Source organism: Flavobacterium sp. xlx-214, from assembly GCF_013874595.1.
GTDB lineage: Bacteria > Bacteroidota > Bacteroidia > Flavobacteriales > Flavobacteriaceae > Flavobacterium.
In genome coordinates, this window is sequence record NZ_CP059431.1 from 2,102,256 (window position 1) to 2,117,627 (window position 15,372).

Annotated in this window: 10 protein-coding genes; 2 read left to right on the top strand and 8 right to left on the bottom strand. The window is 32.8% G+C overall.

Going from position 1 to position 15,372, the window contains the following annotated elements:
• Nucleotides 1–563 precede the first annotated feature (563 nt).
• Complete coding sequence (locus H1R17_RS09880) at nucleotides 564–6,029, bottom strand: helicase-related protein (protein ID WP_163432675.1); 5,466 nt, start codon at nucleotides 6,027–6,029, stop codon at nucleotides 564–566.
• Complete coding sequence (locus tag H1R17_RS09885) at nucleotides 6,016–6,453, bottom strand: DUF1896 domain-containing protein (RefSeq protein WP_163432676.1); 438 nt, start codon at nucleotides 6,451–6,453, stop codon at nucleotides 6,016–6,018. Before H1R17_RS09885 ends, H1R17_RS09880 begins: the two co-directional genes overlap by 14 nt.
• 477 nt (nucleotides 6,454–6,930) lie before the next feature.
• Between H1R17_RS09885 and H1R17_RS09890 the strand changes: the two genes are divergently transcribed.
• The gene (locus H1R17_RS09890; RefSeq protein WP_163432677.1) at nucleotides 6,931–7,404 is read left to right on the top strand and encodes a Dps family protein; all 474 of its coding nucleotides are present in this window, start codon (nucleotides 6,931–6,933) and stop codon (nucleotides 7,402–7,404) included.
• A 90-nt stretch (nucleotides 7,405–7,494) separates the two neighbouring features.
• On the opposite strand, the gene H1R17_RS09895 is transcribed toward H1R17_RS09890, so the two are convergent.
• The 3 genes from H1R17_RS09895 to H1R17_RS09905 are packed head-to-tail and all read right to left on the bottom strand — an operon-like array spanning nucleotide 7,495 to nucleotide 9,965.
• Nucleotides 7,495–8,175, bottom strand: a complete 681-nt coding sequence (locus H1R17_RS09895; RefSeq protein ID WP_163432678.1) for a DUF421 domain-containing protein — start codon at nucleotides 8,173–8,175, stop codon at nucleotides 7,495–7,497.
• A 60-nt stretch (nucleotides 8,176–8,235) separates the two neighbouring features.
• Nucleotides 8,236–9,078, bottom strand: a complete 843-nt coding sequence (locus tag H1R17_RS09900) for an isoaspartyl peptidase/L-asparaginase (protein ID WP_163432679.1) — start codon at nucleotides 9,076–9,078, stop codon at nucleotides 8,236–8,238.
• Nucleotides 9,075–9,965, bottom strand: a complete 891-nt coding sequence (locus tag H1R17_RS09905; protein ID WP_163432680.1) for a cyanophycinase — start codon at nucleotides 9,963–9,965, stop codon at nucleotides 9,075–9,077. Before H1R17_RS09905 ends, H1R17_RS09900 begins: the two co-directional genes overlap by 4 nt.
• 116 nt (nucleotides 9,966–10,081) lie before the next feature.
• Between H1R17_RS09905 and cphA the strand changes: the two genes are divergently transcribed.
• Nucleotides 10,082–12,709 (top strand): cyanophycin synthetase, encoded by a 2,628-nt coding sequence (gene cphA, locus H1R17_RS09910; protein WP_163432681.1) that lies wholly within the window; start codon nucleotides 10,082–10,084, stop codon nucleotides 12,707–12,709.
• Nucleotides 12,710–13,261: 552 nt separating this feature from the next.
• Here cphA and H1R17_RS09915 read toward each other — a convergent pair.
• The 3 genes from H1R17_RS09915 to H1R17_RS09925 all read right to left on the bottom strand — a co-directional run bounded on the left by H1R17_RS09915 (nucleotide 13,262) and on the right by H1R17_RS09925 (nucleotide 14,189).
• Nucleotides 13,262–13,528 carry a SemiSWEET transporter gene (locus H1R17_RS09915; protein ID WP_163432682.1) on the bottom strand — a complete coding sequence of 89 codons (267 nt, stop codon included), beginning with the start codon at nucleotides 13,526–13,528 and terminating at the stop codon, nucleotides 13,262–13,264.
• Between the two features lie 111 nt (nucleotides 13,529–13,639).
• Nucleotides 13,640–13,798, bottom strand: coding sequence for a lmo0937 family membrane protein (locus tag H1R17_RS09920; RefSeq protein ID WP_163432683.1), 159 nt, complete (start codon nucleotides 13,796–13,798; stop codon nucleotides 13,640–13,642).
• 82 nt (nucleotides 13,799–13,880) lie between these two features.
• Nucleotides 13,881–14,189, bottom strand: a complete 309-nt coding sequence (locus H1R17_RS09925; protein ID WP_163432684.1) for a YtxH domain-containing protein — start codon at nucleotides 14,187–14,189, stop codon at nucleotides 13,881–13,883.
• Nucleotides 14,190–15,372 lie beyond the last annotated feature (1,183 nt).

The window sequence follows — 15,372 nt, forward strand, 5'->3', positions numbered from 1 at the left end:
TATTGAACTCTTACTTTTGATACCAATCAAGATAAATATTTACGAATTAGCTTCAAAAGTAATTGAGCAATTGCTATGAAAAACCTAGAAAGTACTCTTTCTAGGTTTTTTTGGATTGAATTAGAATAAGTTTTTGAAAATGTTTATCTTTGAATTTAAGTGTTTTTTTTGGTTATATAAGGGTGTTTTCTTTTAAGAAAATGCTCTTATTTTTTATAGATGTAATACTTTTATTAATTATAATTATAGCCTTACTTCATAAAAGCTTTCACTTAAGATAATAACTTATTTCTATAACTTTCGGGAAGCCTCATTCTGTTACTGATATGCTATTTGTTGTAGATTTTTTATTGTTTTTCATAACTAAAAATAAGTTTTGGTTTGTGTATAAACCAAATCCTTATAAATTTTTCGGATATTCATCTTTTGGATTGTTAGATTCTATATGTGATTTTTTAGTTAAGTTGTGAATAAAATATGTTTTTACATTGTATTAATTAAAAGCGCTGAGTAAAGAAGTAGTTTACGATTTAATTATTTTCTAATCTTTTGAATTAACATACTTAAAATTTTCGTTTTATACTTATAATTTGGTTTTTACTTTCTTCTTTTGCCATAATACCGTTCATTTGAGGTTCGGTGTAGGGGTTTGTTTTGATTATTTGGGGTAAAGTTTCAGCTGTTTTTTTATTTGTTTGTTTTGCGTCTTCATCACTAGTTTTTTGACTATCATTAGGAGTAATTGAGAGCTGTATTTTTCGGTCTATGGCAGCAAGTTCGGTTTTAAGTTCGCTTAATTTCTTTTCTTTAGTCCAAATACTTGTGACCACTTCTTCAAGTACGGGGATGTCTTTTTGGAAAGCTTCTATATGTTCTTGTTCTTTTTCGATATAACTAGGTATTTTTTCTAATGCTCTTAAAAAATTCATTGAAGCTGTTTCTGGATCTTTGGCTAGTATACCATTATTAAACGTGTATTTGATGGTTCCTTCTCCTTGTACAAAGAAGCGGTTTAGTCGTATGTCCAGCTCGTCTTTTTTAGACAGCTCCGTTTTTACTAAAAGCTGAAAACCGTAAAGGGTTCCAATTTCTTCGTAATCTCCTCCTGTACGAGCTTTATCTGCCAGATCATTAAGTTTGGTACCCAATTGTTTTGGATTTGCATTTGTTTTTAAATCGGTTAATTGTAATGCATTGATAATAGAGCCATCTTGTTTTTTTTGAATACGTCCTTGAAAATTGTTCCAATCAATGTTCATTCGATCAAAACGAGATCGAGCTTTAGCTAATTCAGCTTTAAAATCTTCCAATTTGTATTTAGCACTTAATTTTGAACGATTAAAAGCTTGTTTTTCACTTTCCAGTCCTGCAATCTGTTTTTCTACTTTTGCCTTATCTAAAAGGTCGGTATTTCCTGAAAGGATTGCTACATATTCTGAGAAATTCATACCTGATTTTTCATCCATACTACCTTCGTCTATTGTTCGTTTGCCTAACTTGTTGGATTTTAGCTGGTCAATAAAAAGCTGTTTGTTAAATAATAAATTGAATTTGTAACTATCCAGAGATTTCTCAACTGCATAGATGATCACGTCTAGTTTGTTATCGGCAAAATGCTTGGCTATTTCATTACCTTTACGTATGCCTCTTCCGTCCCGTTGTGCTAAATCACTTGGACGCCATGGGGTATCTAAATGATGAATAGCAACAGCTCTTTTCTGTGCGTTTACTCCCGTACCAAGCATGCTTGTTGAACCAAACAGTACACGAATCTTGCCTTGGTTCATATCGGTAATAAGTTCTTTGCGTTGCTTGTCTGTTTTGGCTTCTTGTATAAACCGTATTTCATGAGCTGGGATTTGATGATCTTCTACAAGTTTGCGTTTTATTTCAGAATACACATTCCATTCGTTTGGCTTGTAAGTTCCCAAATCAGAGAATACAAACTGTGTTCCTTTTTGTGCATTGAATTTGTTATAGTATTGTGCAATAGTATGGGCACAATGGGAAGCTTTACTGTCTGGATGGTCTTGGTAAACTTCACTTATCATGCGCATATCCAATGACATTTTACGGGCGTAATCGGTAGCAATGAGCATTTTTGCTTTTTCTTCGGACGGGGACAATGGCGCTCTTCCAAGCAAGGTGGCATTTCCTGTTTTAGCAAACTCCATTAAGTTCTTTATAAAAACTTCTTGGTCAGGAGTAGGAGGAATGTTGTAAAGGATCTCGTTTTTTGTTGGTCGGTCTATACCAATATCCTTTGCGGTTCGGTAGTCTGTGATTTCAGAATAGAATTGGGCAAGTTCTGGTACTTTGATAAAGTATCGAAATCGTTCTTTTGCCACGATATTATTGGCAACCGAAAATTCATAGTCTGTTGTTTTACGTGCATAGATGGCTGCCCATGCATCAAAACAGTTAATACCCTGCTTTTCCAATGCTTTAGGTCTTAGGTATTTAAAAAGCAGGTACAACTCGGTTAATGAGTTACTAATGGTTGTCCCCGACAGAAAAGTAGCTCCCATATCTGAATCTATGCGTTTTTGTATTGTTCTGATGGCAAATAATAGGTTTAATGCTTTTTGACTACCGTCTGCATTTCCTAAACCTGCTACACGACTATGTCGGGTGTTAAACATCAGGTTTTTGAATTGGTGGCTCTCATCAACAAACAAATGATCTATACCCATCATTTTAAAATCGACCACATCATCTTTGCGGTTTGCAATATCATGTTGTAAGGTTTTTAATTTTACTTCAAGGTTTTCTTTTCTTTTGATAGCCCCTGCAAGCATACCTCTGGTTATTTCAGTTCCTTGAGATTGCATTGCATCAAGGTTTTGTTCTACATTATCCAATTCAATTTCAAGAATCTCTTTTTGAATTTCGGGTGATTGCGGTATCATTCCAAATTGATCATGCGTTAAAATTACACAATCCCAATCGTTGTTTTTAATGTCTCCAAAAATGCGTAAACGTTTCTGTGGGGTAAAATCTGCTTTGCCTGGAAAAAGTATTTTAGCATGTGGATAAGCAGTTCTGTAGGCTTCGGCAATTTCATGTACATTGCTTTTTAAGCCGATAAACATAGGTTTGTGAGCCAAACCTAAGCGTTTCATTTCTTGTGCTGCTGTACACATAATGAGTGTTTTTCCTGCACCTACTTCATGATCACAGATAGCGCCATTATTTAATTTTATCATTAATACGGCATCTTTTTGACTTCCATACAGGTCTTCTATCCCTAAAGCAGTTCGATCTAAACCTGGAAACTCTTGGTGACTTCCATCATAATTTGGACGAACAAAACAGTTAAATTTATCGTTGTATTGTTTACTTAGTTGGTGTTTAAGGTCATCGCTCTGTGCATGAAGCCAATCAGTAAATGCGGTTCTGATTTCGTCAATTTTATTGTTAGCCATTTGTATCGCCTCCATATCTTTTACCTTGACTTCTTGGTCGTTAACCATGACTTTTTTGGTAATATTTGGTGTGGTATTTACAAGTGCGTGTTTAAGCAGTGCCACGCCATCAAAGGTTCTGCTTTCAGCTTTAACGGCGTATTTTACCCAAATATTCTGATTACCTTGCTTACAGATTACCGAAAAATCATCTGAACTGTTTGAATAATGTATGGTTATATTTGTATCAAATAGATCAGAAGCAAATTGTGCATATAGCTCAGTAGGTATCCAGCGCTCTCCTAGATTAAAGTCTAATTCTTCAAATTCAATGCGTCTTGGTCGTGCTTCTTCTAACACCGCAAGACTTTGTTTTGCTTCTGGGTCTTCTGGATTGTTTGCTACGTATGTTTCTATTTCTTTTGCTTTTTCTACTACATTACCCGCAATCCATCGCTCAGCTATTTCGTAAGTTTCTTGAAGGGGATTGTAAAAAATACGTCCATGCAATGCATTTTTTAAATCTGCGATAGTCATTTTGCTTATTTCAGACATATAGTCTAAATCTACACTTCCGTACTTGTTAAGCGAGGATGCTAAAGCTTCTTCGGGATTATCGGTTGTTAGTGTTTTTGTAGAGAAACTTACAGGATGATTAAATATGTCTGCTTTATGAATAATACCGCCTTTTACACGTTCCAAATAAGGGATTTCTTTACCAGAGCTATCTGTTTTAATGAGTTTGATATTTTCGGCACTATTCAAATGACCATATTTCTTTACAAAGGCATCATAGAGAAGATTAAGTTTTTGTCTTTGTTCTTTATGTTCGGTATGATGTTTTGCTTCTTTCTGATAAAGATCCAAATAGGTATCTCGTAAAACAATATAAGCTTCTGCTCTTACTTTCTGTAAGGTTGGTAACTGTAACGGATGGAATTGGGCTGTATCTTGTTCTTTGTTCACTTTTTGTAAATATCCAACATTGCCTTTATCAAATACAAGACAATCGTTGCGATGAAAGGATTGGATTTTAGTACTATAAGGGGATGGTTCTAAATGGGTAGAGGAGATGCTCTGGGAAATAACGGGTTGGATTATAGGAACATCTCGATCGAATTGTGAAAACAAGTCATGGGTTGTTTCTTGTTTACTTGTAATTGGTTCTCTGGCTTTGTTTATTGCTTCATTAGTAGATACAGTAGCATTGGTTTGGTGCTGTGTAGTCTGAAATAGGTTTGTTTGGTAATTGTTGTTTGTTCTATTTTTTTTTCGAATTGGTTTTTTGGACGGAACAATCAAGGGTATGGCTTCTTCTGTGTTTTCAAAAAGATCAAAAATACTGAGTTGTTGTAATTCTTGTTTTGGGATAGATGCTGTGTGTTGTGGTTGATCTTGCGCAACCATTTTATCGTGAGTTAGTGAAGGTGCAGCGGTGGTTTGTGATGAAGTTGGTGCAATAGATTCCAATTTTCTATTGCTTTGATATAGTTCTCTGTCAAGATAAAGTGAAAAATCTGTTGATAACAGTTGTTTCAGCTCTTTTGCAATGCCTTCAATTCCGTCTTTATGTTCATAAATCAATGCTGGCTTGCCATAAGGATTGGTGCCTAAACGTACTTTGGTATGAACGGCTAAAGCGGGGTTATCAAGTAAGACATTCGTTGTAATGCCGTTTTGGGTTGTTTGTGTAGTGCAAAAAAGGAGTTCTCGTTGTGATAAAGACTTTTTTTCGATATTTTTCTGTAGAATAATCAAATCGCTTCCAACTTCTGTCCCCGCATATTCTGTAAAAAGATTGTTGGGTAATCGAACAGCTGAAACCAATGTATGTTCTTTCATCAAGGCTTCGCGTATAAGTTGGTTGCTAGGGCTGTTAAGCACTCCTTGCGATGTTATAAAGGCTAATACGCCGCCATTACGTAACATATCGGTTCCCTTTAAAAAGAAATAATTATGAATGCTACGTGCGGCTTGAATTTTTGCTGCCTCATTGCTTCGTGAATAAGAAAGATCAAATACTGCGGTACCACCAAAAGGGATGTTACTTGCAATAACATCGTAACTGTTTTGTTGGTTACCTAGTATTTCTTCAAATCCTTTTACATGAATGCTGTTTTCTGGATATAGTTGTTTGAGGATTTTACCTGTTAGTTCATCTTTTTCGTAAGCGGTTACGTGGGTGTGATTATCTGCAAATGAATGAATAAATGACCCAATACCAGCGGATGGTTCTAGCAAATTTTCAATTACTAGATCGTTGTCTTTCATTATTTGTGAAATAGCATCAATAACTAGCGGTGGTGTATAAAAAGCAGTAAGTACCGAGGTTTTCATACGGTCTACATAAAGCCTGTACTGTTTTTCATCTATGGCATTTTCTCTTAGTAAATGATATAGTTGCTGTGTACTATTAAAAAGATCTTGTTCGCTTTGTTTCCAATAGTTAATATCTGTTTCTTTTGATATGGGATTAAGAATGAATTTTAGACCACCAAATCCGCTGTATTGCATCATAAGCTGCCTTTCGGCACTAGTAGCGCTACGGTTTTCTTTTTCTAGTTGAAAAGCAATTTTTAAAGCGTCTATGTTCTGCTGGAGGTGTTGTTTCTTACTGAAGCCCATTTTCTTGTATCCAACTAGCTATAGTTCCTGTTATTTCGGTATAAAGAGCATCAAACGCATAGGTATATGCAAAATCATCGGTTAATGTGTAGTTGGAGAAAACAGGCTCGCATAGAGCAAACATTTTAAGGGCAAAAGGGCGCAACTCTTCATCTGCCATTAGGGTATCAAATTCTTGACAAACTACTTGAAAAATGGTATCAAATTTAGAAAAGTGCAATCCTTCAAAGAGTATGTAGTTGGCAATTTCATTGCATTGGTCTATGGTATTTCCTGCTATAAAGGCACCTTCATATGCATGAGCTGCTCTTGATGAGCGTTGGTCTATAAATTTTCGGTTGTGTGCTTTTTCAGGAAAGCTGTTGTTTAGGTGTTCTTGTAATTGTAAACGGAAATACGATAGGTCTTTTTGTTTTGTGCTCATGGTTTTTAGATTTTTAATGAAAACCTAAAAGTAGAAGTGGTTTTATGAGCTTTTACTGAAATGGCAGTAATAGGAATTGATAGGGGAGGGTTGGCTTTTTTAGTTGTATTGACAGAATATTTTGTCTAGTTTTTTTACTGTAGAGAACGATATTTAAGAATGAAAAAACATTGTGATAAACCGTGACTTAAAGTGTTTTTCAAGTTGTGAATTCAAAAATAGGATAAAATTCGCAAGATTAATTCAAAAAAGGTAACAAGAATCTACGGAGGAATTAGGTGGAGAATCTGCAAAAATTGACCGCCTGATTCTGGCAATAGCAAGAGAGGTTTTATTTTTTTTGGTCTACATTTTACTTCAATTATACTAACTTAATTTTTATTTAAGTAAGAATGGTAACGGGGTGTTTTTAATATAGATGACCGTTAATTCCTAAAAATTTTGTACTTTTAATTATAAACTATAAATCTATATGCTATGGAACCAAACATTGGAATCACAAAGAAAAATTTAAAAGAAGTATGTTCAATTTTAAACAATTGTCTTGCAGATGCACACATTCTCTACTTTAAGTTACGGAAATATCATTGGAATGTGCAAGGGGATAATTTTATGGAATTACATAAGCTTTTCGAAAACCATTATGAGCAAGTTCAAGCAGCAATTGATGAAATTGCAGAGCGCGTAAGTCAATTAGGAGGTATGGCAATTGGAACTACAAGTGAATTCGCTAAAGGCTCTTCCTTAAAAGAAACACCCGGTAAAAATCCAGTAAACAATCTAGATATGATAAAAGAATTACTGGCAGACCACGAAACAATTATACGAAATTTAAGAGTAGGAGTAGAAGAATCAGAAGAAAAGTACAGTGACCAAGGAACTTCAGATTTTCTTACAGGATTGATGCAAAAACATGAAATGATGGCATGGACTCTGAGAAGGTATCTATAATAATAACAAAGCCTTAAATTTTTTAAGGCTTTGTTATTATGTATACAAACTAAAAACTTTTAATAAGACATATTATAAAGATGGATTTCATTATTTTCTTTTAATATTACTAGAAATAAGCCATTCATTTTTGTTGCAACGAGGACAATGGCAGTTGGTTTCTTCTAAAAAATTCAAAGTAAAACCACAGAATAAGCAAGAATAAAACGCTCCTGAAGATGGTTTATAAACTATTTTGGTCTCGTAATCAGGTAATACAGGTAAACCGTATTTAATTTCCTCGTCATCAAAATAATAAACACTAATTTCTCCAGATATTTCCAAAATAGCACATGAAACTTGTCCCAAATGATAAATTCCCTTAAGTCTTAATTCCATAAAGAATTCATCTTTACTTAAAGTTTCTTTTTTAAAATTATCGATTTCAAATAATCCATTATTAATGATCGTAATAGGCTTGCCCTCGACCAAATACTCCATGGGTTTATATCTAAATACTATATTTGTTAGAATTTTATAACATATAAGAATTATGACAAAAGCTGTTAAAGTAGTTATGACACCAATTTCTTTATAGATCATAGGATCTCCGGCTGCCGATCCAAGCCCTATAATTACGACAAGTTCAAATACAGAGAGTTGTTTTATGCCTCTTTTTCCAATTAACCTCAAAAAAACAAGAATTATTAGGAACATGATAGTAGTTCTTATCACAATTTCTGGCAGAAAATGTATACCATTTTCACCATAAAAGAATTTTTCTATTTCCATAAACAAATGATTAGCGTTTTTCTTCTTTTAAAAAGTGTAATTATAAAGGAGTTATTTGGATTAAGAAAATGTAGTATAATGTTTTCCGTCAAAAGAAGAAAAAGTCATTGTTGGATGTGATTCGTAATAAAAAATATTACCGAAATGATCTATTGATATAGCTCCTGCAAAGCCATCGATAGACGATAACTCTTTGAAGGATTTTTTAAAAGCTTCCTCAATGGGCATTCCGTCTGTGACGCGAGTGACAATTTTACTTGCTAACGCAACGCGAACAATATCTTCTCCCACACCCGTAGTACTGACACCACAAAACGAATTAGCGTAAGTTCCTGCAACAGTAGCAGAGTCAGATATCCTTCCAACGGTTTCGAATCCTTTTCCTCCTGTAGAAGTTGCCGCTGCAATTTGACCATTTACATCAAAACAAACGCATCCAACCGTACTTGTAGGTTTATTTTTTATTTTTTCTTGATATTCTTTTTTTCTTTCAAATGTTTCTGGATCATAAAATTCAAAACCTTTCTTTCGAGCGAATAAGGTAGCTCCAAAATCACACAAAACTTTATCCTGTAGCGGAAGTAACAGTTCAGCTACTCTTATAGGATTTTTCACTTTCTGAATATTCATAACTCCCGCAAAATTTAAATTTTGTCCATCTGCTATCGCTGCACTCATTCTTATGGATCCATCTGATTGAATTTGTGAACCTGTTCCAGCATTAAATAAAGGATCATCTTCCAAAAGTCCCACAGTGTAAATCACCGTTTCTAAAGCTGTATGGTCGTGCATAAAATTAAAACCCTTTGTTACGATCTCTTTTAGAGCAACTTGTTTTTGAATCTTTGTTGCGTGATTTGTTGTTGATTCAGAAAAAAAACCACCGTGTATGATAATTTTCATGATGTTTCGTTTTTTTGTTTATACTGCGAATCTTTAATTACAATCTTATTTTCATCTAAATAAAAAATGTCGTTTCGTGTCATTACATGCGATATTAGGTGGCTGATTGAAATAGGTTGCCCAATAGCTACTTGCGTAAGACTAGTATCTAGTATCTCCCGTCCGTCAACTAGAATAACATTACCAGATCCGATTGCTGTCATCTTATTATTGTTTTCAATTAACAAGCCGGTATCTTCACCTAATCCAATTCCTATCTTCATTGGATTTCCTACCACAGCTTGAAAAAGGCGACCTATTCTTCCTCTATGCATAAAATGTGTATCTACAATAATGGAATCAATTAGTCCCAAACCACTATTAATTTCAACAGAGCCTTTCAATAGAGCATTGGAACTTTCGCCCTCATAAATCATGCTAGAAGAAGCTGCTGCGGCACCAGCAGATGTCCCAGCATAGATGAATTCTTCATGGTAATACTTTTGTAGCAGAGTTTGATGAAATAAGGTACCACCTAAGGTTGAGGTTAATCTAAGTTGATCTCCACCAGTAAACAAAACTACATCTGCTGATTGAAGCCTTTTTATATGATCGGAATCAATTGCATCTTTTCTATTTTCAATTGGAAGGTGAGATACATTTTTTGCACCAAGCAACGAAAATGCATTTATATAGGTCTCTGCGGCTTCAGTTGGCATTTGGGATGCTGTGGTAATAATTTCAATTCGCGACTGTTGCCCCAGTTTAGAAGCCTCTACTATTCTTTTAAGAATTCCATTTTCAAAAAAGAAATCTTGGCTGGTACTTTTCATTCCGGAGGGACTTATAGCATTTTCTCTAATATTAATAGCGCCGCCAACAATAATTAATTTTCCTTTTATACTCATAGTTTTTTATTCATGTAAATTACAAAAAAAACAAATTGAATTCAATAATAGTTGAGTATTAATAAGTTAAAAATATTGTCAGCGCAGTAAATTATTAGTAAATTCAAAATAAAAATATGAAAATTGAAAAAACCAACGTTTTAAGAGGCCCAAATATTTGGAGTATTCGCAGACAATTTTTAATTCATATGATTCTTGATTTAGAGGAAATGGAGCATTTTCCGACAAATAAAATTAGTGGATTTTTTGAAAGAATAAAACAGCTTTTACCCAGTTTGTATTCTCATCGATGTTCTGAAGGAGTTCCAGGTGGCTTTTTCACAAGAATACAAGAAGGGACATGGATGGGACACGTGATTGAACATATTGCTTTGGAAATTCAAACTTTAGCAGGAATGGATACCGGATTTGGAAGAACACGTGAAACAAACAAAAAAGGAGTCTATCAGGTTGTATTTAGTTATATAGATGAAGAGGTAGGTGTATATGCAGCAAAAACAGCCGTAAAAATTGCTGAGGCATTAATAGAAGGAAAGCACTACAATTTAGAACCTGACTTAATACAAATGAGGCGATTATATGAAAACAATCGGTTTGGCCCTTCCACTCAAAGTATAGTAGATGCTGCAATAAAAAGAGAGATTCCATTTTATAGAAAAAACAATCGATCTCTTGTACAATTAGGATATGGCGCTAACCAGAAAGTCATAGAAGCAACAATCACAAACAATACAGGATACATAGCAGTAAAGTCCGCTGGGAACAAACAAATTACAAAAGAAATTCTTCAAAACGCTTCTATTCCCGTTCCATTTGGTATATGTTGTACATCATTTGAAGGAATCGAACATGCAATAAGTGAAGTAGGATTTCCGATGGCTGTAAAACCTTTAGATGGACATCAGGGAAAAGGTGCATGTGTAAATTTAAAAACAAGACAAGAAGTGGAATCAGCTTTCGTAAAAGCTCAAGAATACAGCAAAGATGTTATATTCGAGCGTTTTATTGAAGGTGCAGATTATAGAATTCTTATTATTGATCATAAAGTAGTAGCAGCTGCTAAAAGAATTCCTGCACATATTGTCGGGGACGGTATTCACACAGTGATAGAATTAGTAGAATTCATAAATACTGATCCATTAAGAGGAACCGGTCATGAAAAAATGCTTACCAAAATAAAAATCGACGAAGAATCGGTTTACTTACTTTCAAAAGAAGGACTTTCACTGAATTCAATTCCTGAGAAAGACAAGTACATTTTCCTTAAATCAGGAGCCAATTTAAGTACGGGAGGGACTGCAATTGATGTAACTGATGTTATACACTCCGATGTTAAATTTATAGCTGAAAGAATTTCTCATGTAATGGGAATGGATATATGTGGTGTCGATCTTATATCAACTGATATAACAAAATCATTAAAAGAAACTGGAGGTGCCGTTTTGGAAGTTAATGCAGCGCCTGGATTCAGAATGCACTTGTCACCAACAATAGGATCCAAACGTAATGTAGGTGAAGCTGTTGTAAAAATGCTTTTTCCTGAAGAGAATCAATTTTCAATTCCTATAATTGCTGTGACCGGAACAAATGGTAAAACTACTACTTCAAGATTAATAGCTTTTATTGCAGAAAAAGCAGGTTTCCAGGTAGGTCTTACAACATCAGATGGAATATATATACAAGGCAAAATGTTGGAAAAAGGAGACACCACCGGGCCGTTGAGCGCTAAATATGTTCTAAAAGACCCAACAGTAAATTTCGCTGTATTAGAAACAGCAAGAGGCGGTATTATAAGAGAAGGCCTCGGTTTTAAAAAATGTGATATTGGAATCATAACCAATATTACCAATGATCATTTAGGAATGAATGAAATTAATACACTAGAAGATCTTTCAAAAGTTAAAGCGGTAGTTGTAGAAAGTGTTAAAAAAAGTGGATGGGCGATTCTAAATGCAGAAGATCCCTACTGCATGAAAGTAGCTAAGCAGTTACATGGTAATAAAGCTTTTTTTTTCCTTAACCAAAACCTAATCATTGAAAACGAACTAACTTTTGTAGATGCAGTATTAGCTTTTTGTGAAAATGGATATTTAACTATAAGAGATAAAGGAAAAAACATAAGAATAAGCAAAATAAAAGATATTCCTTTATCTATTGATGGTACTGCTTCTTTTATGGTACAAAATATTTTAGCTGCAGTATTAGCTTGTTACTTGCAAGGTATATCTGTCGAAATAATTCAATCGGCTGTAAAACAGTTTGTTCCTGGTCCAGATCTTACTCCTGGAAGGATAAATATTTTTGAATTTCAAAATTTCAAAGTTATGATAGATTTTGCACACAATCCCGCAGGATATAAAGCAATCGGTCAAATGTTGAAACACGTGAAAGCTAATCGTAAAATTGGCATTATTGCAGGAGTAGGAGATCGCCGTAATGAAGATATTATAAAATGTGGAGAATTAGCCTCGGAAATGTTTGATCATATTATCATTAGACAGGAGCGCCATTTACGTGGACGTACAGCCTCTGAAATTGTAGAGCTTTTATTAAGGGGAATGCACCAGGTGAAAAAAGAAGTGTCTTTTGAAGTAATACCTAAAGAAGTTGAAGCTATAAAGCATGCTATAGATATTGCAGGTAATAATGATTTTATCGTCGCTCTTACTGATGTAGTTGAAAATGCTATTGAAATCGTCCAACAATATAAAGAAAATGAAATAGCTGATAATAAATTCAATTAAATCAAATGAATAAAGATATGATGCTTTTGTTAAGGGTAATCTCTTTTTTTAAATATCAGAAAATAGAAATTTAATAAGTAGAGTAGTTTTGTTATTATTTCATTTAAAAAATTTAGTTGACATCATCAAAATTAATTTTATTTAGATGCTCTATTAAATTGTTCTTAATACTTGTATTGCTAGAATCTATATGTATATGAGCTGCAAAAAAGTTCTGATGCTATATCTAAATTATCTTGTCTCAAAGCTCTGCTAATCATTTATTAGAAGAAGGTGTAAATATTCTGTGAATTTAGAAAGTGTTGAGATAAGAACACGTTGGCTCCTAGGTCCATTTATATAAAAAAACTCTTGGATTTGTGAAGTTGTAACCGTTTTATAAGAATTATTTATTAGCAAAAAAGGGGTGGCTGTTGTTTCAATCAAGTTAAATGATATTCCCTAGAATAAGGTTGTTAGCGTTGTTCATGCGAAAATCATTAAAACCTTAGAATACTTTAAAAAAAATATTGTATGCAACTACCTAATATAATATTAAGTATAAATGCATTTCTATTTCTGTTTTTTTTTAAACGCAAAATAGCATACCAACAAGGTAGCGTTCAAAACAACTGAGAAAGCATTCGAGATAATAATAGGCCATTCGTTTTTCATAAAACCGTAAATAACCCACAAACTCACACCACATAATAGAACAACTAACATAACAACAGATATATTTTCAACATCACGTTGTTTTACAACTTTAAAAAGCTGCGGTAACATCGATACAGAAGTTAAAATTCCTGCAACTGTTCCTAAAATATTTTCTATTAGCATTTCATAGTTTCAAGTTAATGTTGTTTTAATTTCTTTTTTTTGCAAAATTTAAATTTAGGTTATTTATATATAAAAAAACATACGCTTCAAAAGTAAAGCGTATGTTTTCCATTAAGGTTTGTTACCTGTAATCAATCTATATAAAATAGCAATAACAGCAAATACCAATAAAATGTGAATAAAACTGCCTACTGCTTCTCCAAAACCAAAATAGCCTACCGCCCATAAAATAATCAGTACCACGGCTATTAACCAAATTAAATCTCTCATAACTACAAAATTTTAAGTTTCACATTTCTTTATTAAAGTAGAATTTAAAAATGTTTTTCATCTCTTTTTAATCTACTATAATTTATTTTTTCTTTAATTCAGCTAACTTACGTTCTAATGAAGAAATAATGTCTTCTTTTTTATGTTCAGTTTTATGAACTAATTCATCAAAATTATTCTCAAAAGTTCCTTTTTTATCTGCAACCAAATGCAGCACCATTTCCTTTAAACCTTCAAATGAACTCATAAAGCTATTGCTGCCACATTTTAAGCCTTTACCTAATTTATTTCTGATTTGTTTTCCTTCTTCTGGAGCTAATAATGCACAAACTGCTGCTCCAACTACTGCTCCTGCTACTATTATAGCAATACTTTTTTTTGATTTTATCATGACAAAATATTTAAATTATTAATATTAATATGTAATTTTTTATTAACCTTATAAACCTAGAATTTCAATATTCAAACAAAAACCAATATCTCAAGTTGAGTCATTTTCAGTTGTGGTATGCCTCACCTTTAAAAATACTTTAAGCTATCTTTCTTTCCTTTACTTATTACATAACAAAGATTATTATCAAATTTTAAGGCTCCAATCATAATTGAGAAGAAACAGGTAAAGAAGCAAAATTTTAAACAGTTGGGATATCTAATGCCTATATTTCTTATGGTTAAAGAGTATTTAAATTCTATTTTATATATTGTAATTTTTAATTTTATTTTTTTTCAATTAATCACAAACCACTTGCATAAAGTATCAAACAAATTCCACCTAAAATTATAAGCAAAATGGCAACACTGTAATCATTTATTTTTTTTCTCATATTTCCTTATATATTTTTACTTTTATTAATTACTACATCAATTAAAAAGTAAAACAAAATGTAAATTGCTATTATTAAAGAAGTGGGGGTTCTCTAGCAACATTTTATAATTTTTTATCTAATATAGCGTCATTTTCAGTAGTACATTATTTGTAAATTTTTAGCAACCTATTTTAAAAATGGATATATAATTACATTAGTCGTGCTTTTAATCTCTTACAAAATAATTCTCTAGCAACTAAGTATTATAACCAATTTGTAATTTCAGGTAATGCATTTTCAAATAAAGCAGTACTTACTTACAGTTTTACAGTTGCAACCTTTATTATATATTATAACTATTTTTAAAAAAACATTTGCCTTAACGGTGCAGTATTAGTACAATACAATTATTAAAATATAAAAAAGTGGCGTGTTTTAAAGAATAATTAATAATATTCAAATAAAATGCCAGTTTGTTTAATTAGGATAAATACTACATTATTATTAGCACTAACCATTTTTATACGTTACACATTGTGGTTTAAATAGACATTTTGTGAAATAAATGTAGTATTTAATATTTTTTTGTGTAAAAAGTTATATAAACTAAGTTTTGCTTATAAAATTTAGTTTTTTTGTTTGTGTTTTAACAAACAGAAGTAGGAATGTGCTGTTGAATCGTTGAAAAGATAACTTATAGCCGTTTTTTGACTATAAATACTGTTTTTTTCTTTTTTCTACCATTGTAAGTACTATGCAGCCTATATG